This window comes from Streptomyces sp. NBC_00316, from assembly GCF_036158715.1.
Lineage (GTDB): Bacteria > Actinomycetota > Actinomycetes > Streptomycetales > Streptomycetaceae > Streptomyces.
Genome location: NZ_CP108023.1, coordinates 6,449,709 through 6,467,669, shown reverse-complemented (window position 1 = coordinate 6,467,669; position 17,961 = coordinate 6,449,709). Strand labels below are relative to the sequence as shown.

The 17,961-nt window shown below is 71.9% G+C and carries 18 protein-coding genes and 1 riboswitch; of the genes, 11 read left to right on the top strand and 7 right to left on the bottom strand.

From position 1 onward, the window contains the following. The first annotated feature begins 117 nt into the window (after positions 1-117). The 5 genes from OG878_RS28745 (at position 118) to OG878_RS28725 (ending at position 6,223) form a co-directional block, all read left to right on the top strand. Entirely contained in the window at positions 118-990 is an 873-nt protein-coding gene (locus OG878_RS28745) for an ATP-binding cassette domain-containing protein (protein ID WP_328889459.1), read from the top strand. Then, positions 962-3,049, top strand: a complete 2,088-nt coding sequence (locus OG878_RS28740; protein WP_328889458.1) for a YhgE/Pip domain-containing protein — start codon at positions 962-964, stop codon at positions 3,047-3,049. Before OG878_RS28745 ends, OG878_RS28740 begins: the two co-directional genes overlap by 29 nt. 29 nt (positions 3,050-3,078) lie before the next feature. Continuing rightward, positions 3,079-3,690 carry a TetR/AcrR family transcriptional regulator gene (locus OG878_RS28735; protein WP_277325733.1) on the top strand — a complete coding sequence of 204 codons (612 nt, stop codon included), beginning with the start codon at positions 3,079-3,081 and terminating at the stop codon, positions 3,688-3,690. A 363-nt stretch (positions 3,691-4,053) separates the two neighbouring features. Next, entirely contained in the window at positions 4,054-4,671 is a 618-nt protein-coding gene (locus tag OG878_RS28730; protein ID WP_328889457.1) for a DUF4126 domain-containing protein, read from the top strand. A 31-nt stretch (positions 4,672-4,702) separates the two neighbouring features. Beyond that, positions 4,703-6,223: a phytoene desaturase family protein gene (locus OG878_RS28725; RefSeq protein WP_328889456.1), complete on the top strand. Its 1,521-nt coding sequence runs from the start codon at positions 4,703-4,705 to the stop codon at positions 6,221-6,223. Between the two features lie 105 nt (positions 6,224-6,328). On the opposite strand, the gene OG878_RS28720 is transcribed toward OG878_RS28725, so the two are convergent. From OG878_RS28720 to OG878_RS28695, 6 genes are all read right to left on the bottom strand, one after another. After that, the gene (locus OG878_RS28720; protein WP_328891415.1) at positions 6,329-7,297 is read right to left on the bottom strand and encodes a hypothetical protein; all 969 of its coding nucleotides are present in this window, start codon (positions 7,295-7,297) and stop codon (positions 6,329-6,331) included. A 52-nt stretch (positions 7,298-7,349) separates the two neighbouring features. Further along, on the bottom strand, positions 7,350-8,267 hold the full coding sequence (gene metF / locus OG878_RS28715; protein WP_328891414.1) for a methylenetetrahydrofolate reductase [NAD(P)H]: 918 nt from the start codon (positions 8,265-8,267) through the stop codon (positions 7,350-7,352). Between the two features lie 135 nt (positions 8,268-8,402). Next, a complete protein-coding gene (gene thiE / locus OG878_RS28710) occupies positions 8,403-9,056 on the bottom strand; it encodes a thiamine phosphate synthase (RefSeq protein WP_328889455.1) in 654 nt (217 codons plus the stop codon). A gap of 158 nt (positions 9,057-9,214) precedes the next feature. After that, positions 9,215-9,580, bottom strand: coding sequence for an Rv2175c family DNA-binding protein (locus OG878_RS28705; RefSeq protein ID WP_093893586.1), 366 nt, complete (start codon positions 9,578-9,580; stop codon positions 9,215-9,217). A gap of 104 nt (positions 9,581-9,684) precedes the next feature. Beyond that, positions 9,685-10,872, bottom strand: a complete 1,188-nt coding sequence (locus OG878_RS28700; protein ID WP_443049277.1) for an NAD(P)/FAD-dependent oxidoreductase — start codon at positions 10,870-10,872, stop codon at positions 9,685-9,687. A gap of 97 nt (positions 10,873-10,969) precedes the next feature. Beyond that, complete coding sequence (locus tag OG878_RS28695) at positions 10,970-11,311, bottom strand: hypothetical protein (protein WP_328889453.1); 342 nt, start codon at positions 11,309-11,311, stop codon at positions 10,970-10,972. Positions 11,312-11,362: 51 nt separating this feature from the next. Further along, positions 11,363-11,475: riboswitch (TPP riboswitch) on the top strand. Between OG878_RS28695 and thiO the strand changes: the two genes are divergently transcribed. From thiO to OG878_RS28665, 6 genes are all read left to right on the top strand, one after another. After that, positions 11,473-12,693 (top strand): glycine oxidase ThiO, encoded by a 1,221-nt coding sequence (gene thiO / locus OG878_RS28690; protein ID WP_328889452.1) that lies wholly within the window; start codon positions 11,473-11,475, stop codon positions 12,691-12,693. Its footprint overlaps the riboswitch before it by 3 nt. After that, the gene (gene thiS, locus OG878_RS28685) at positions 12,690-12,908 is read left to right on the top strand and encodes a sulfur carrier protein ThiS (RefSeq protein ID WP_328889451.1); all 219 of its coding nucleotides are present in this window, start codon (positions 12,690-12,692) and stop codon (positions 12,906-12,908) included. Before thiO ends, thiS begins: the two co-directional genes overlap by 4 nt. A gap of 2 nt (positions 12,909-12,910) precedes the next feature. Beyond that, on the top strand, positions 12,911-13,705 hold the full coding sequence (locus tag OG878_RS28680) for a thiazole synthase (protein WP_328889450.1): 795 nt from the start codon (positions 12,911-12,913) through the stop codon (positions 13,703-13,705). A gap of 110 nt (positions 13,706-13,815) precedes the next feature. After that, positions 13,816-15,732 carry a Stk1 family PASTA domain-containing Ser/Thr kinase gene (pknB, locus tag OG878_RS28675; protein ID WP_328889449.1) on the top strand — a complete coding sequence of 639 codons (1,917 nt, stop codon included), beginning with the start codon at positions 13,816-13,818 and terminating at the stop codon, positions 15,730-15,732. Positions 15,733-15,739: 7 nt separating this feature from the next. After that, positions 15,740-16,597: a deoxyribonuclease IV gene (locus tag OG878_RS28670; RefSeq protein ID WP_328889448.1), complete on the top strand. Its 858-nt coding sequence runs from the start codon at positions 15,740-15,742 to the stop codon at positions 16,595-16,597. Between the two features lie 84 nt (positions 16,598-16,681). After that, entirely contained in the window at positions 16,682-17,236 is a 555-nt protein-coding gene (locus OG878_RS28665) for a DUF4396 domain-containing protein (RefSeq protein WP_328891413.1), read from the top strand. 41 nt (positions 17,237-17,277) lie between these two features. Here the strand turns inward: OG878_RS28665 and OG878_RS28660 are convergent, their stop codons facing one another. Further along, the gene (locus OG878_RS28660) at positions 17,278-17,910 is read right to left on the bottom strand and encodes a sulfite oxidase-like oxidoreductase (protein ID WP_328889447.1); all 633 of its coding nucleotides are present in this window, start codon (positions 17,908-17,910) and stop codon (positions 17,278-17,280) included. Between the last annotated feature and the right edge of the window lie 51 nt (positions 17,911-17,961).

Genomic DNA, 17,961 nt, shown 5'->3' with positions numbered 1-17,961 from the left:
CATCGTGGGGCCCGCCACTGACAATCCCTCTCGATCAGGCCCTGACCTGGCCTTTTGTGTCGTTCGCGAGTTCGAGCTATCTTTTGTACTGACCAGTCAGTCTAAAAGGGAGGGTCTGTGGACAGCCCGCACGGGGCAGCTGTCACCGCCGAGGACTTCGGGCTCAAGGGACCGCGCGGCTGGGCCTTCCGGGGCGTACGGCTCGACGCCCCACCCGGCGCCCTGGTCGCGATCGAGGGCCCGTCCGGTTCCGGCCGCACCTGCCTGCTGCTCGCCCTGACCGGTCGGATGCGCCCCTCCGAGGGCCGCGCCGAGGTGGGTGGTCTGCACCTGCCGCGCCACATGGCCGCCGTACGCAGGATCAGCGCCCTCGGCCCGGTGCCGGGGGTCAGTGAGCTCGACCCGGCCTTCACCGTCGCCGAGCACCTGCACGAACGCGCGCTTCTGCAGCGCCGCTTCGACGGCTCGCTGCGCACGCTGCTCCGCCCCCGCGCCGAGCGCGCCGCCGCCTCCCGCGCCCGCATCGACGCCGCACTGGACGCCGCCGGGCTCATCCCGGCCGACCTGCCCAAGGCCGAGCGGACCTCCGTACGCGATCTGGAGCGGCTGGAGGCGCTGCGGCTGTCCGTGGCCCTCGCCCTGGTCGGCCGGCCACGGCTGCTCGCGATGGACGACGCCGACCTCAAGCTCTCCGACACCGAGCGCGCCGAGGCCTGGGAGCTGCTGCGCTCCGTGGCCGCCGGCGGGACGACCGTGCTCGCCGTCTGCAGCCAGGCACCCGAGGACGCGATCACCGTGCGCACGGACGGCAAGGGGGGCGCGGAGGGCACACGCGCGGGGAACGCCACGGGCACCGCAGACACGACACACGCCGCCACCGCGGAGGCGGCCGAGGCGCCCGCGGCCCGGAGGACGACCGGAACCACGACCGAGAAGACGACGACCGAGAAGGGGACGGCCGATGCGATCGCCGAAACTGGCCGCGCTTGAGCTGAAGCGTTTCGGCAGGGGAAGGCTGCCCCGTGCCGCACTCGTCGCCCTGCTGCTTCTGCCCCTGCTCTACGGCGCCCTGTACCTGTGCTCCTTCTGGGACCCGTACAGCCGCCTCGACCGGATCCCCGTCGCGCTGGTCAACGAGGACAAGGGCGCCACCGCCGTCGGGAAGCACATCGAGGCCGGTGACGAGATCACCCGCAAGCTGCTCGACTCCAAGGTCTTCGACTGGCACGAGGTGAGCTCCGCCCAGGCCGGCCGGGGCGTCGAGGACGGAACGTTCTACCTCTCGCTGACCATGCCGTCGGACTTCAGCAAGCGGATCGCCTCCAGTTCGGGTGACTCCCCGGAGACCGGCGCACTCCAGGTACGTACGAACGACGCCAACAACTACATCGTCGGGCAGATCTCCCGGACGGTGTTCTCCGAGGTCCGCACCGCCGCATCCACCAACGCCTCGCGCGGCTTCCTCGACCGGATCTTCATCTCCTTCTCCGATCTCCACGACGCGACGGCGAAGGCCGCGAAGGGCGCCGACGACCTCACGGGCGGGATCGGCAAGGCGAAGAAGGGCTCGAAGGACCTCGCGGACGGGCTCAAGGACGCCAAGGCCAGCAGTGGCCGGCTGGAGAGCGGGATCGTCAGGCTGAACAAGGGCGCGGGCGACCTGGAAACCGGGTCCCGGCAGGTCGCCGACGGCACACAGCTGCTCGCCGACAAGGTCAACGGCGTGGCGGCCGACGTCCGCCCGTTCCTGAAGGACAACGGCAAGTCGATCGGCGACACCGCCCGGCTGGTCGCCGATTCCTCGCAGACCGTACGGGACAACCTCGACCTGCTGGTGAAGACGGCGCCCACCGCGGCGACCGCCGCGCACCGGGCCTCCGACGACCTGGCCGACGTCTACCGCACCCGGTGCGACGATCAGCTGCTCCCCGACCCCACCGTCTGCCCCCCGCTGAAGCGCGCCACGACCGCCGCCGCCGATGTCGCCCAGGTCGCCGACGATGTGAACGTGCTGGTCACGAACCAGAACGGGGATCTGAAGAAACTGCGCGCACAGCTCACCACCCTGCAGAAGCAGGCCGACGCCCTCGCCGAGCGCTCCCCGCACCTCGACGAGGACCTGAAGTCCGCCGTCGCGAAGATCAATGCGCTCAATACGGGTGCCCACCGGGTCGCCAGGGGTGCGGACGAGCTGCACACCGGTCTGACGTCCGCCCGAACCGGGTCCGTCGACCTGAACGCCGGTGTCGGCGAGCTGAAGAAGGGCGCGACGAGTCTGGACGGCGGACTGATCCGGCTCGGCGACGGCTCGGCGACGCTCGCCCAGGGGCTGAACGACGGAGTCGGCCGGATCCCCGACTACGACGAGCAGGACCGCGACCGGCGCACCGATGTGATGGCCGACCCGGTGAAGCTCGCGTCCCAGTCACTGCACAAGGCGCCCAACTACGGCACCGGGTTCGCCCCGTACTTCATCCCGCTCTCCCTCTGGGTCGGCGCGATGGTGGCGTACATGCTGATCCAGCCGCTCAACCGACGGGCGCTCGCCGCCGGCGCCTCCGCCTGGCGGATCGCCTTCGCGGGCTGGCTGCCGGTGGCCGCCATCGGTCTGGTGCAGGTCGCCGCCCTCATGTCCGTACTGCACTGGGGACTCGGGCTGCAGATGACCCACGCCGCCGGGACCATCGGTTTCCTCGCCCTTGTGACCTGCTGCTTCGGTGCGATCGTGCAGTGGCTGAACGCCCGGTTCGGAGCGGCGGGACGCATCCTCGTCCTTGCCGTGCTGATGCTCCAGCTGACCTCGGCCGGGGGCACGTACCCCGTGCAGACCAGCCCCGGGTTCTTCGGCGCGATCCACCCCTATTTGCCGATGAGTTACGTCGTCGACGGGCTGCGCAGGCTGATCACGGGCGGCGGGCTCGGCCCGGTCTGGCAGGGCTGTGCGGTGCTCCTGGCGTTCACGGCGGGGGCGCTGGCCCTGACCGCGGTGGCCGCGCGCCGCAAGCAGGTGTGGACGCTGGACCGGCTGCATCCGGAGCTGAGTCTGTGAGCGCGCCGGGACCTGTGAGAATCGACCGCATGGAAAGCAGTGGCACCACGCGTCGTCAGGCCACCCGGCAGAAGCTCTACGAAGCGGCCGTCACCCTCATCGCCGAGAAGGGCTTCTCGGCGACCACGGTCGACGAGATCGCCGAACGCGCCGGGGTCGCCAAGGGCACGGTCTACTACAACTTCAAGAGCAAGACCGAACTCTTCGAAGAGCTGCTGCGGCACGGCGTCGGCCTGCTGACCGCGTCGCTGCGGTCCGCGGCCGACGAGACCGGGGCGCGCGGCGGCACCCGGGTCGAGGCCCTGGACGCGATGATCAGGGCCGGTCTGGTCTTCATCGACCGCTATCCGGCCTTCACCCAGCTGTACGTCGCCGAGCTGTGGCGCACCAACCGCGCCTGGCAGGCAACGCTCCTGGTGGTGCGTCAGGAGGCCGTCGCCGTGGTCGAGGACGTGCTCCGCGAGGGCGTCGGGAACGGCGAGCTCAGCGAGGAGATCGACATCCCGCTGACAGCGGCCGCTCTGGTCGGCATGGTGCTGGTGGCGGCCCTGGACTGGCAGGCGTTCCAGCCCGAGCGGTCCCTGGACGACGTGCACTCGGCGCTGTCCCTGTTGCTGCACGGCCGGGTCAGCGGGCACTGACGCCCCTCCCCCGGCGGGAGGTACGCACGCACGAAAGCGCCGGTCCTGCGAGGCTCGATCCCCCCGAGCCTCGCCCGACCGGCGCTTCCTGTGCTGCCGGAGAGCCTTCCCCCGTGACCCCCGTCGTTCCCCCGTGGTCCCGTGCTCTCCGTGGTGCACCCCCGTTGCGGAGGAGTGCGGCGTCCGTTCCGCCGCCCCGTGTCGGCGGTACCGGCGCTGCGCCCCTCCGTGGTCTCCACTCTTCCGTCTGCGCAGGTGGCAGCCCATCCGCGCACCTACTCATCTCGTGCACTAGGTACGGATACTCAGGGCTGCGCGTCCGGCCCCACCCGCAGCACCGCGGCACTGGTTACGATCGCGTCCGTGTCCGTACTCCCCCTGGTGTTCACGAGTGGCTGGGCGAGCGGGATCAACGCCTACGCGGTGGTCCTCCTGCTCGGCATCTTCGGCGCGACCGGTGTCAGCGACGAGGTGCCCGCATCGCTGCAGCGCACCGATGTGCTCGTGGCCGCCGCCGTGCTCTTCCTGTGCGAAGCGGTCGCGGACAAGATCCCGTACGTGGACTCGCTCTGGGACTCGGTGCACACGGTCATCAGGCCGGTCGCCGGGGCTGTCGTGGCGGCACTTCTGGCCGGCGAGAGCGGTTCGCTGCCGGAGCTCGCGGCCGGGGCCGTCGGCGGTTCCACCGCGCTGATGAGCCATCTGGTGAAGGCGGGTACCAGGATGGCGGTGAACACGTCCCCCGAGCCGTTCAGCAACGTCGCGGTCAGCACGGCCGAGGATCTGGGCGTCGCCGGAATCATCACGTTCGCGATATTCCATCCGCTGGCGGCCGCAGTCGTCGCCGCGGTGCTCCTGTTGCTCGGCATCGTGATACTGGTCTTCCTCGCCTCCCGGATCCGCCGGTTCCTGCGCCGCAGGGCCCAGCGGCGCGAGGAGAGACGTCTGGCCGGGACCCGTACGCACTGGCCTCCCGGCTGAGCCGTCGGTGGCGGCCGTTAAGGTCACTGACATGGCACGTATTGCGGTGATCGGCGCCGGGATGGGCGCAATGGCGGCGGCCGCCCGGCTGGCCGTGGCAGGCCACCGGGTGACGGTGTACGAGAGGTCCGGGACGTACGGCGGCTCGGTCCGCCGGTATTCCCGGGACGGCTTCACGTTCGACACGGGTCCCTCGCTGCTGCATCTGCCCGCGGTCTACCGCGATCTGTTCGTGAAGACCGGCAGGGAACCGCTGGAGCAGTGCGTCACGATGACGCAGGTCGATCCGGCGAGCCGCCATCTCTTCGCCGACGGCACGGCGGTCTCGCTGCCGAACGCCTCCCGGGCCGGGGTGGTCGCCGCCCTGGACCGTGCGCTGGGGGCCGGTGCGGGCGGCAGCTGGGGCGAGTTCCTCGACCGGGCCCGGGATGCCTGGGACCGGTCCCGCCGGCCGCTGCTGGAGGAGCCGTTGCGCGCCGACTGGCAGGTGCTGGGCCGCGATCCGTATCCGGCGCTGCGGCAGCGCCGGCTGCTGCGGGCCGCCCGGCAGGCGGGCACGGTGGCCGAGGTCGGCGCCTGGGAGTTGGCCGACCCCCGGCTCGCCGCCCTCCTCGACGGCTACGCGCTGTCGTACGGCCTCGATCCGCTGCGCGCCCCGGCGAGCGCGGCCCTGCTGCCGTACATGGAGGAGACGTTCGGCAGCTGGTATGCGGCCGGGGGGATGCGGGCGCTGGCGCAGGCGGTGTACGAGCGCTGCCTGGCCCGGAGAGTGGAGTTCGAGTTCGGCGCCGAAGTGGCCCGGATCGTGGAGAAGGACGGCCGGGCGGCGGGCCTCGAGCTCGCGGCAGGCACGGTGGCCGAGGCCGACCATGTGGTGCTCGGGGCGTGGCCGCACCCGGGGCTGGTGCCGGGTCAGGAGCTCTGGCGGGACGGCGAGGTGACGGCTCAGCCCCGGCCGGGCGGCGGGGCGCCGGTGCCGGGCCGGTTCCAGGTCCTGCTGTCGCTGCGCGGCGCCCGGCCCGCGGACACCGTGCACCGGACCGTGGTGCACGGTGCGGACGGCGCGGCGGAGCGGGAGGCGGTGTTCGGCGGACGGCTCGCCGAACGTCCCACGGTGACGGTGATCCGCCCGGACGATCCGTCGACCCGCCCCGACGACGGGCACGAGGCCGTGACCGTGACCGCGACGGTCGCCCCGCACACCACCGTGGACTGGACGGACGCGGCGCTGCGCGAGCGGTATGCCGGCACGGTGATCGAGGCGGCCGGCGCGGCCGTCCCGGGTATCCGTGAGCGGCTTCTCCACGCCGAGGTCCGGACGCCCGCGGAGACCGCCGCCGACACCGGAGCCGACGGCGGTTCGGTGCCCGCGCCCGCGCTGGCCGGGGCCGCAGGCGCGTATCTCCATCCCGGGAACCGCACACGGCTGCCGGGGCTCTACCTCGCGGGTGGCTGGTCGCACCCGGGCGGCGGGCTTGCGCACGCCGGAATGTCGGGGGCACTCGTCGCCGGACTCATCGTGGAGGGCGACGGCTTCCGCGGCTCCCAGTGAACGCGACCGCGCGCGAGCGCGGCAGCCGGCGGGTGCGGCTGCCGGGCCGCTCGGCCACCGGCAACGGCAGGCGCCGGTGAACCCTGACGCCGATGAGTGCAGCTGTCAGTAGCGGTACTGCTGATCGTTGTAGCCGCTGTCGTAGCCGTTCGGGTGCGGGGCCGGCTGTACGGGCTGCTCCGGCGGGTACTGCTCGCCCTCGCGCTGCTGCGGCACCCAGACGCCGCCCGGCGGGGTCTCTGCGGAGTACTGCTGGGCGTAGGCGTCCGCCGCGTACTGCTGCTGGCCGCCGTAGCTGTCGTAGCTCGCATACGTGCCCTGTGTGCCGTACTGCGGGGAGCCGCCCGTGGTGCCGGTCCCGATGTACGGGTCGGAGTACGCGGCGTACTGCTGCTGGCCCGTGCCGTAGTCGTACTGCCCGGTGTAGCCGTCCTGCGCGGCGTACGCTTCCTGGCCGGCGTACGTGCCCTGGCCCGCGTACGCGTCCTGGCTTGCGTACGTGCCCTGGCTGTCGTAGCTGCTCTGGCCGGGCACGCCGCTGTACGTGGAGTAGTCGGCGTACGGGTCGTAGGCGCCGTACTGGGGCTGCCCCGGGGCGTGCTGGGTCTGCTGCTGCGGCTGGGGATCGGTGTAGATGCCGTACTGCCCGGTGTCGTCCGGCAGCGGCTCCGGTTCGTAGACGGCGGCCGCGGGCGCGGCGCTGTTCGCCTCGTCCTCGCCCGCCCGGTCGTACTCCACCTCGAGGTCCGACACCTCGAGCGTGGGCTCCCGACGGGTGTCCCGGGCGGCACCGCCCCGTCGGCGACGGCTCTCGCCCGGGCTGCCCCCTATCGCCCAGCCGGTCGAGAAGCCGCGCCGGAAGGAGAGGGTGACGTACGTCTGGCCGATGGCGAACGCGACCGTTCCGACGGCGATGACCGGCACGGACGGCATCAGCACACCGACGACCACACCCGCGAAGCCGGTGAAGGCGAGCAGGCGCCACCGCAGTCGCGCCTTGTACTGCAGGAGCACCTCGCCGAGCAGCCACAGCGCCACGATGCCGAACGCGATGTAGAGGACCGTCCAGCCCATGCCCGCCCCCTTTTCTGCGGCCACCGCCCGGGATGATGGCGGGTACGGCCGGTCACGACTGCTTGTGCAGTCCGAGATTCTCGTAGATCTCGAGCGTTGCCGTCGAGTTGTTCAGCGTGATGAAGTGCAGTCCGGGCACACCCTCGGAGCGCAGCCTCGCGCAGAACTCCGTCGCGAACTCGATGCCAATGGAGCGTACAGCGGCTGCGTCGTCCTTGACGGCGAGGATGCGTTCTTTCAGGGCCGACGGCAAAGTCGCGTTGCTGAGCTGCGGAAACCGTTCCAACTGCTTGACGCTGGTGAGCGGCATGACCTCGGGGATGACAGGCGTGTCGCAACCCGCCGCAACCATCCGGTCACGCATACGCAAATAGTCCTCAGGATCGAAGAACATCTGCGTGATCGCATAGTCGGCACCGGCGCGGCACTTGTCCACGAAATGCCGGATGTCGGCGTCCCAGTCGGTCGAGCGCGGATGCATCTCGGGAAATGCCGCGACGCCGACACAGAAATCGCCGGATTCCTTGATGAGCCGGACGAGATCGGCGGCGTACCGCACGCCCTGCGGGTGCTTGACCCACTCGCCCATCGGGTCGCCCGGCGGGTCGCCGCGCACGGCGAGGATGTTCCTGATTCCGGCGTCGGCGTACTGCCCGATCATGTTGCGCAGCTCGGCGACGGAGTGATTGACGGCCGTGAGGTGCGCGACCGGGGTGAGGGTGGAATCGGCGGCGATCTGCTCGGTGGCCCGCACCGTTCCCGCCCGCGTCGAGCCACCGGCCCCGTACGTCACGGAGACGAAGCTCGGACGCACCGCCTCGACACGGCGCAGCGCATTCCAGAGATTGCGCTCGCCCTTCTCGGTCTTGGGAGCCCAGAACTCGAACGAATACGAAGTTTTGCCGGTCGCGAGCAGCTCACGCACCGTGCGTGCGTGATCCGTCCTGGTAGAGGGAGTGCCAAGAGCCATACTGCAGGTTAACCAGGGCTCGCCGCTCCCCCAACCAGAGCAGCGGCAATTGCCCGAATTGACTGGTCGGGTGTCCATCCCTCGGACAGTCTTCCGATGTTCGTCGGATGAACTGCAATTTTCCCGACGTGTCCGTCAGACGTCGGCGCGCGCCCTGATCCGCTTCGCGAGCTCGGCGGTGGCCGCCGCCGGATCGTCGGCCTCGGTGATCGCACGTACGACGACGACCCGGCGCGCTCCCGCGTCCAGCACCTCGTCGAGGTTGCCCGCGTCGATCCCTCCGATGGCGAACCACGGGCGCGGCTGCGCGAGCGAGGCCGCGTACCGCACGAGGCCGAGGCCGGGGGCGTGCCGGCCGGGCTTGGTCGGGGTGGGCCAGCAGGGCCCGGTGCAGAAGTAGTCCACGCCGGGCTCGGCGACGGCCGCGTCGACCTCGGACTCGGCGTGCGTGGAGCGGCCGATCACCACGTCCTCGCCGAGGATGGCGCGGGCGGCCGGCACCGGCAGGTCACCCTGGCCGAGGTGGAGCACATCGGAACCGATGGCATGGGCGACATCGGCCCGGTCGTTCACCGCGAGGAGCTTGCCGTGGCGCCGGCAGGCGTCGGCGAGGACCGCCAGGTGCTCGAGTTCCTCGGCCGCTTCCATGCCCTTGTCGCGCAGTTGGACGACGTCCACCCCGGAGGAGAGCACGGCGTCGAGGAACGCGGGGAGGTCGCCCTGGCGCCTGCGGGCGTCCGTGCACAGATAGAGCCGGGCGTCGGACAGCAGCGCGCGAGGCGTGGACATGGTGAGGTTCCCCCTTGGGTGCGGCGATACGGGATACGGCGGTGCGGCTCGACGCCCCCGGAGCCCCGCCACGGGTGCAGCGCCACGTCGTCATGCGGCGGTACGGGCCGGGCCGCTCGGAACGGCCCGGGCCCGTACCCCGCGTGCGGTTGTCCCGGTCAGACGGCGAGCGCCTGGGCGCGGCGCTTCACCTCCGTGCCGCGATTCTCGCTCAGCGCCTGCGCGGGGGTACCGGGGAGGGTGGGGTCGGGGGTGAAGAGCCACTCAAGCATCTCTTCGTCGGTGTAGCCGTCGTCCCTCAGGAGCGTCAGGGTGCCGGAGAGGCCCTTGACCACCTTGTTGCCGTCGATGAAGGCAGCAGGCACCTGGAGTGCCCGGTTCTCACCACGGCGTACGGCGATGAGCTGGCCCTCCTTGACCAGCTGCCGTACGCGCGTCACCTCGACATCGAGCATTTCCGCGATGTCGGGGAGGTGGAGCCAGGCGGGGACGAGAGCATCGATCTTTGCGTCAATCTCGGTCACGGGGACAAGCGTGCCATCCCGGACCGACAGTCGGTACCCGGACCCGACCGGACGGGGGTCACCCCAGCGCCCTCAAGGCCCCCGGAGCCCCTGGGGAAGCGCCGTCACGCGGCGTCCGCCCTGGCCGACTTCAGGGGTACGGCGGGGTCGGCCGCCCGCACCTGATCCAGCCGCGCCCCCGCCTCGATGAGTCTGCGCCCCTGGGCCAGGTCGCGCGGCCGCCCGACGGCGAGGACGGCGACCAGCGCGCCGTCCCGCAGCCAGCACACGGTCCAGGCCGCGTCCGCCGGGTCGCCGCGCCACAGCAGGGTGTCCGCGTCCCCGTGATGCCCCGCGTACTGCACGAACCGGTCGAACTGCTCGGACCAGAAGTACGGCACGGGGTCGTACGTCAGGGGCTGCGCCCCGTCCGTGCCGGCGCCGATGATGTTGGCGGCGGCGGTCCGCGGCCCCTGGAGGGCGTTGTCCCAGTGGTGGACGAGAAGCCGTGTGCCGTACCGCGCGGAGGGGAAGGACGCGCAGTCGCCGACCGCGTACACATCCGGCAGCGAGGTGCGCAGCGCGTCGTCGGCGGTCACCGACCCGTCCGGGCCGAGCGCGATGCCGGAGCCGGCCAGCCAGCCGGTGGCGGGCCGGGCACCGATCCCGACGACCACCGCTCCGGCGGCGAGCGTGCGCCCGTCGGCGAGGACCACGCTGCCGTGCTCGATCCGCGCCACCGGCGTGCCCGTGAGGAGTTCGGCACCGCTCTGCGCGTACCAGCGGGCCATCGGGGCGGCGACCTCGGCGGGCAGAACGCCTGCCAGCGGCCGGTCGGCGGCCTCGACGACGGTGACCTCGCAGCCCGCGGCGCGCGCCGCGGTGGCGAACTCCGCGCCGATCCAGCCCGCGCCGACGACCACGACGGTGTGCTGCTCGTCGAGTACCGGCCGCAGCCGTGCGGCGTCGTCGAGGGTGCGCAGCAGATGGACGCCGGGCACGCCCTCGGAGCCGGGCAGTACCACCGGCTCGGCGCCGGAGGCGACGACCAGGACGTCGTACGGAACGGGTCCGGCCAAGGTGTCCAGTTCGTGCGCGCCGGGCCGCAGACCGGTCACGTCGCGGCCCAGTTGCAGGTCGATGTCCAGCGCTTCGAAGTCGATGTCGAAGGCGGAGCCCTCGGCGTTGCCGAGCAGTACGGCCTTGGACAGCGGTGGCCGGTCGTACGGCTGGTGGGGTTCGGCGCCGATGAGGGTGACCGGGCCGGTGAAGCCCTGTTCCCGCAGGGCGACCGCGGTCTGCACGCCGGCCATGCCCGCGCCGACGATGACGACGCGGCGCTCTGTCCGCCGGCCCGGCTGCTCTGTCTGCTGCTCGCTCACCTGCCCAGCTTATGCACCTGACGGTTTGTCAGACAGACAGCTCCTCGACCACGCTCGCACCGCAGCCCTCCTGCGACTCCCATTCCCAGCGCTCGTCCAGCCGCACCCGGCCGTCCGCCAGATCGACGACGGTGGAGACGCAGTGTCCGGAGGAGGTCGTTCCGTCCTGCTTCAACTGGACGTACCGGAAGTCGAGCCGGTCGCCGGAGCGCGTGCCGACGAGATGTCCCCGGACCACGTCGCCGCCCGCGTACTCGGCCCAGATCCGGCCGTCCTCCTCGTGGTACGTGAAGCGGGTACGGGTGCCGACCTGACCCGGCGCCTGGTCGGCGACGGGTGAGAGGACGAGTCCGTCGAGCGAACGGGCCACGGTGACTGCTCCCTTACCGGGCGTGGGGAACGGGGTCTAGGGTGGCCACCGTAAGACACTCGCGGGAGTCCGGACGCACCGGGCTGAGAGGGAGGCTGGGCGGCCTCCGACCGTACGAACCTGATCCGGGTCATGCCGGCGAAGGGAGGGGCTGGACGCCCATGCATTCCCCCGGGAACACCCCAGCACCAGGATCCGACGTCCTCGTCATCGGGGGCGGGATCATCGGTCTGGTGACCGCCTGGCGGGCGGCGCAGCGCGGCCTGCGCACCACGGTCGCCGACCCCGACCCGGGTGGCGGGGCCGCCCGGGTGGCGGCCGGAATGCTCGCCGCCGTCACCGAACTCCACTACGGCGAGCAGATGCTGCTCGGCCTCAATGTCGCCTCCGCCGCACGCTATCCGGCCTTCGCCGCCGAGCTGGAGGCGGCGAGCGGCCAGGACATCGGCTTCCGGGCCTGCGGCACCCTCGCGGTCGCCCTGGACTCCGACGACCGCGCCCATCTGCGGGAACTGCATGCGCTGCACCTCCGTTCGGGGCTGGAGTCGCAGTGGCTCACCGGCCGTGAGTGCCGCCGCCTGGAACCGATGCTGGCGCCGGGGGTACGCGGCGGTCTGCGGGTCGACGGCGACCACCAGGTCGACCCCCGCCGGCTGGCCGCCGCCCTGCTGACGGCCTGTGAGCGGGCCGGGGTCGTCGTCCACCGCGACCGGGCGGAACGCCTCACGGTGGAACGGGACCGGGCAACCGGGGCCGTGCTGGCAGGCGGTACGGAGCTCACCGCCGACCAGGTCGTGCTCGCCGCGGGCAGCCTCAGCGGGCGGCTGGCGGGGCTGCCGGACGAGGTCACGCCGCCCGTCCGGCCGGTGAAGGGGCAGGTGCTGCGGCTGACCGTGCCCGCCGCGTACGCACCGTTCCTCACCCGGACCGTGCGGGCCGTGGTCCGCGGCAGCCACGTCTATCTCGTACCGCGCGAGAACGGCGAGCTGGTGGTCGGCGCCACCAGTGAGGAGATGGGCTGGGACACCACCGTCACGGCGGGCGGTGTGTACGAGCTGCTTCGCGACGCCCATGAGCTGGTGCCCGGGATCACCGAACTGCCGCTCACCGAGACCCGGGCCGGCCTGCGCCCCGCCTCCCCCGACAATGCTCCGCTGCTCGGCCCCACCGCCCTGCCCGGTCTGCATCTCGCCACCGGCCACCACCGCAACGGGGTGCTGCTCACCCCCGTCACCGGCGACGCCATGGCCGAGCTGCTGACCACCGGCGAGCTGCCCCGCGTGGCCCGCCCCTTCGCTCCCGGGCGGTTCGCGCCCGCCCCCGTACCGTCGCCCGCCGCGCCGTCCGCCTCCGCCTCCGCACGTCAGGAGCAGCCCGCATGACCGAGTCCGTAGCGCTCTGCGTGTCCGTCAACGGCGATCCCCGCTCGATCGCCGCGGGCACCACGCTGGAAACCCTCGTCTCGACCCTCACCACGGCGCACTCCGGCATCGCGGCCGCCGTCAACGAGGCCGTGGTTCCGCGCAGCCGGTGGGCCACCGCCGCGCTCGCCGACGGCGACCGGATCGAAGTCCTCACCGCGGTCCAGGGAGGCTGACCATGTCCGACGATCTCTTCACCCTCGGGGGCACCGCGTTCACCTCCCGGCTGATCATGGGGACGGGCGGGGCGCCCAGCCTCGACGTGCTGGAGCGCTCGCTCACCGCCTCCGGCACCGAGCTGACCACCGTCGCGATGCGCCGCCTCGATCCGACCGTGCAGGGTTCGGTGCTCTCCGTGCTGGAACGGCTCTCGATCCGCGTCCTGCCGAACACGGCGGGCTGCTTCACCGCGGGCGAGGCCGTGCTGACCGCGCGGCTGGCCCGCGAGGCGCTGGGCACCGACTGGATCAAGCTGGAGGTCGTAGCCGACGAGCGGACCCTGCTGCCCGACCCGATCGAGCTGCTGGACGCGGCGGAGACCCTGGTCGACGACGGCTTCACCGTCCTTCCCTACACCAACGACGACCCGGTGCTGGCCCGGAAGCTGGAGGATGTGGGGTGCGCGGCGATCATGCCGCTCGGCTCCCCCATCGGCTCCGGCCTCGGCATCCGCAACCCGCACAACTTCCAGCTGATCGTCGACCACGCCCGGGTGCCGGTGATCCTCGACGCCGGCGCCGGGACGGCTTCCGACGCGGCGCTCGCGATGGAGCTGGGGTGCGCGGCCGTGATGCTGGCCTCCGCGGTGACCCGGGCGCAGGAGCCCGAGCTGATGGCGGCGGCGATGCGGCATGCGGTGGACGGCGGGCGGCTGGCGTACCGCGCGGGCCGGATCCCCCGGCGCCACTTCGCCGAGGCGTCGTCGCCGGTGGAGGGGCGGGCGGTGCTGGATCCGGAGCGGCCCGCGTTCTGACCCCCGTGCGGGACGCACGTGCATGTCCCTGTCACGGCTCGGCTGCAGTACGGCCGCGGGATCGCTCCGGCCCGTCGGCCATGTCCGCGATGGCTCGTAGACTCGCTTGCGTGGATACGACCCTTCAGGACCCGCTTGTCGGGCAACTGCTCGACGGCCGCTATCGCGTCGATGCCCGCATCGCCGTGGGCGGGATGGCCACGGTCTACCGGGCCCTGGACACCCGTCTGGACCGGGTGCTCGCCCTCAAGGTGATGCACCCGGCGCTCGCGGCCGACGCCTCGTTCGTCGAGCGTTTCATCCGCGAGGCCAAGTCCGTGGCCAGGCTGGCGCACCCCAATGTGGTCGCGGTCTTCGACCAGGGCGCCCAGGGGGCGTACGTCTACCTGGCGATGGAGTACGTCGCGGGCTGCACGCTGCGCGACGTCCTGCGCGACCGTGGCGCCCTGCAGCCGCGGGCGGCGCTGGACATCCTGGAGCCGGTCCTCGCCGCACTGGGCGCCGCGCACCGGGCGGGGTTCGTGCACCGCGACATGAAGCCGGAGAACGTCCTCATAGGGGACGACGGCCGGGTGAAGGTCGCGGACTTCGGTCTGGTGCGCGCCGTGGGCGCCGTCACGAACACCACCGGGACCGTCCTGGGCACCGTCTCGTATCTCGCCCCCGAGCAGATCGAGCACGGCACGGCGGACACCCGCACCGATGTGTACGCCTGCGGCGTCGTGCTGTACGAGATGCTGACGGGCACCAAGCCGCACACCGGCGACTCCCCCGCCCAGGTGATCTACCAGCACCTCAACGAGGACGTGCCGGCCCCGTCGGCCGTCGTCCCGGGACTCGCGGGAGAGCTGGACGAGCTGGTCGCGAGCGCCACCGCGCGCGACCCCGAGGTCCGTCCGTTCGACGCGGTGGCCCTGCTCGCCGAGTCGCGTACCGCGCGCGCCGGGCTCACCGACGCCCAGCTGGACGCCGTACCCCCACAGGCCCTCGCCGAGGCGCACGACGGCACCGAGGACCGTACGAGCGTGATCCCCCGGGTGCTCCCGGTCGGCCAGGGCACGGCTCACCACACCAGCCGGCTGGAGATGCCCCCTCTGCTGCCGCCCGGGCCGGCCCGTCCCGGGCGGCAGCGCGGCGGGCCGCGGCGCGGACTGCTCGCCACGATCGTCGCCGTGCTGCTGGTGCTGGGGGTCGGCGCCGGTGTCTGGTACATCAACTCGGGACAGTTCACCCGGGTCCCCTCACTGCTCGGCCAGACCGAGAAGGCCGCGCGGGAGCGGCTCTCGGACGCCGGTCTCGAGCTGAAGAGCGTCGAGCGGGCCTACAGCGACGACGTCGACCGCGGCAAGGTCATCAGCAGCGACCCGAAGTCGGGCGCCCGTATCCGGGGCAACGGCGCGGTGAAGATCATCGTCTCGCGCGGCCCGGAGATCGTGAAGGTCCCCGACGTCGCGGGCGCCTCGCCGGCCGAGGCCAGGCGCGCCCTGAAGGACGCGGGCCTGGTGCCCGGCATGGTCACCAAGGAGTTCAGCGAGGAGGTCGGACAGGGCGAGGTGATCCGCACGGATCCCACGGCGGGCACCGAGCGCCACCCGGACTCCGCGGTCGCCCTGGTCGTCAGCAAGGGCAGCCCGGTCGACGTCCCCCATGTGACGGGGATGTCGGTCGAGGAGGCCACCGCGGCGCTGGAGGAGGAGGGCCTGAAGGCCGAGGTGCTGCCGGACCGGGTCAATTCGTCCGAGGCCGGGGGCGACATCGCCCGCCAGTCGCCGGGCGGGGGCGCCCAGGCCGCCGAGGGCGACACCATCACGCTCACCGTCTCCAAGGGCCCGCGGATGCTCGATGTCCCGGACGTCACCGGCAAGGACGTCGACGAGGCCACGAGCCTGCTGAAGGCCGCGGGCTTCGAGGTCAAGGTCGACCGCCCGTTCCTCTCCTTCAGCGACACGATCGCGAGCCAGTCCGTCGACGGAGGCGACCGGGCCCCCGAGGGCAGCACCATCACCATCAAGACCAAGGGACTCTGAGATCCGTATGCGCAACCCTGTCGGCGGCCATGTCCCCGTGGCCGGCGGCCTCGCCAAGGTCGGCCTGCCCTACGCCCGCGAGATGGGGGCCGAGGCCGTCCAGGTCTTCGTCGCCAACCCGCGCGGCTGGGCCACGCCCGACGGGAACCCGGCACAGGACGAACGGTTCCGCGCCGAGTGCGCCGCCGAGTCGATACCGGCGTACGTCCACGCCCCGTATCTGATCAACTTCGGCTCGCACACCGAGGCCACCGTCGAGAGGTCCGTGGACTCGCTGCGCCACTCCCTGCGCCGGGCCCGTGAGATCGGCGCCCTGGGCGTCGTGGTGCACACCGGCTCCGCGACCGGTGGCCGGCCCCGCGCGGAGGCACTGGCCCAGGTACGCACCCACATGCGGCCGCTCCTGGACGAGCTGACGCACGACGACGACCCGTATCTGCTGCTGGAGTCGACGGCCGGACAGGGGTTCTCGCTCTGCTCGCGGACCTGGGACTTCGGCCCGTACTTCGAGGCGCTGGACGCCCACCCCAGGCTCGGTGTCTGTCTCGACACCTGCCACATCTACGCGGCGGGCCACGATCTGGCGGGCCCCGGGGGCATGAAGCAGACGCTGGATCTGCTGGTGGACACGGTCGGCGAGGGCCGGCTGAAACTGATCCACGCCAATGACTCCAAGGACGTGGCGGGAGCCCATAAGGACCGGCACGAGAACATCGGCGCCGGTCACATCGGCGAGGAGCCGTTCCGGGAGCTGTTCGCCCATCCGGCGACGGCCGGGGTACCGCTGGTCATCGAGACACCGGGCGGCAAGGAAGGCCATGCGGCGGACGTGGCGCGGCTGAAGGAGCTCCGCGACCGGAGCTGAGTCCGCACAGGCATGGGGAATACCCCCGGGGGGTATGTGGTTCCTGTTCTCGACGGGAACCGCTACCGCAGTTGGGGGATCGCCATGCAGTACGACGCGCGCGACGAACAGCACGAGCAGCAGGGCCGGCACGAGCACCGGAGCCACGACGGCCGGCACGCGGACCACGCGAGCCATGCCGGCCACTCGACTCACACCGGCCGGGCCGACTGGCCCACGGCCGCACGCGCCACACTGCACTGCCTCACCGGATGCGCCATCGGCGAGATCCTCGGCATGGTCGTCGGAACGGCGCTCGGCTGGGGCAACGCGGAGACGATGGTCCTCGCGATCGCCCTGGCCTTCGCCTTCGGCTACGCGCTGACCCTGCGCTCCGTCCTCACAGCCGGCATGGACTTCCGCACGGCGTTCCGGGTCGCCCTCGCCGCCGACACCCTCTCCATCGCCGTGATGGAGCTGATCGACAACGGCGTGATCGCCCTCTGGCCGGGCGCCATGGACGCCCAGCTCGCCGACGCACTGTTCTGGGGAGCCCTCGCGGTGTCGCTGGCCATCGCCTTCGTCGTCACCACACCGGTCAACAAGTGGATGATCGGCCGCGGCAGGGGCCACGCGGTGGCGCACCGGTACCACCACTGAGGGCAGGCCCGCCGCACCACGGGGCGGGACCGGCCGGCAGGTCAGAGCTCGGGGCCCTCCCCGGGCTCCTCCTGGTACGAGTAACGCTGCTCGCGCCACGGGTCACCGATGTTGTGATACCCCCGCTCCTCCCAGAAGCCCCGGCGGTCGGCCGTCATGTACTCGACGCCCCGGACCCACTTGGGCCCCTTCCAGGCGTACAGATGCGGCACGACGAGGCGCAGCGGAAAGCCGTGCTCGGCGGTGAGCAGCTCACCACCCTGATGGGTGGCGAAAAGTGTCCGGTCCGAGGTGAAGTCGGCAAGCCGCAGGTTGGCGCTGAATCCGTACTCGGCCCAGACCATGACATGGGTGGCCTGGGGCGAGGGAGGCGCGAGTTCGACGATCGTACGGGCGAGGACCCCGCCCCATTCGGCGCCGATCATGCTGAATTTGGTGACGCAGTGCAGGTCGGCGACGACCGAGGAGAACGGCAGGGCCGAGAACTCCTGATGGTTCCAGCAGTGCTTCTCGCCGTCCGCGGTGGCCCCGAAGACCCGGAACTCCCAGCGGTCGGGCTTGAACTTGGGAACGGGCCCGTAGTGGGTGACTGGCCAACCGCGCTGCAGTCGCTGTCCCGGCGGAAGCTCGGACTGCTCTGATTCGCGGTATTCCCGGCTTTCCGGCTGACCCATGACTCCATGGTGACAGACAGGCAGGGGTGGTCATGACCAGGGCAGAGGCAA

Coding starts and splice junctions, on each gene's coding strand:
- OG878_RS28740 (WP_328889458.1), top strand. CDS start 962: ATGCGATCGCCGAAACTGGCCGCGCTTGAGCTGAAGCGTTTCGGCAGG.
- OG878_RS28735 (WP_277325733.1), top strand. CDS start 3,079: ATGGAAAGCAGTGGCACCACGCGTCGTCAGGCCACCCGGCAGAAGCTC.
- OG878_RS28725 (WP_328889456.1), top strand. CDS start 4,703: ATGGCACGTATTGCGGTGATCGGCGCCGGGATGGGCGCAATGGCGGCG.
- OG878_RS28720 (WP_328891415.1), bottom strand. CDS start 7,297: ATGGGCTGGACGGTCCTCTACATCGCGTTCGGCATCGTGGCGCTGTGG.
- metF (WP_328891414.1), bottom strand. CDS start 8,267: ATGGCTCTTGGCACTCCCTCTACCAGGACGGATCACGCACGCACGGTG.
- thiE (WP_328889455.1), bottom strand. CDS start 9,056: ATGTCCACGCCTCGCGCGCTGCTGTCCGACGCCCGGCTCTATCTGTGC.
- OG878_RS28700 (WP_443049277.1), bottom strand. CDS start 10,872: ATGGCCGGCGTGCAGACCGCGGTCGCCCTGCGGGAACAGGGCTTCACC.
- thiO (WP_328889452.1), top strand. CDS start 11,473: ATGCATTCCCCCGGGAACACCCCAGCACCAGGATCCGACGTCCTCGTC.
- thiS (WP_328889451.1), top strand. CDS start 12,690: ATGACCGAGTCCGTAGCGCTCTGCGTGTCCGTCAACGGCGATCCCCGC.
- OG878_RS28680 (WP_328889450.1), top strand. CDS start 12,911: ATGTCCGACGATCTCTTCACCCTCGGGGGCACCGCGTTCACCTCCCGG.
- OG878_RS28670 (WP_328889448.1), top strand. CDS start 15,740: ATGCGCAACCCTGTCGGCGGCCATGTCCCCGTGGCCGGCGGCCTCGCC.
- OG878_RS28665 (WP_328891413.1), top strand. CDS start 16,682: ATGCAGTACGACGCGCGCGACGAACAGCACGAGCAGCAGGGCCGGCAC.
- OG878_RS28660 (WP_328889447.1), bottom strand. CDS start 17,910: ATGGGTCAGCCGGAAAGCCGGGAATACCGCGAATCAGAGCAGTCCGAG.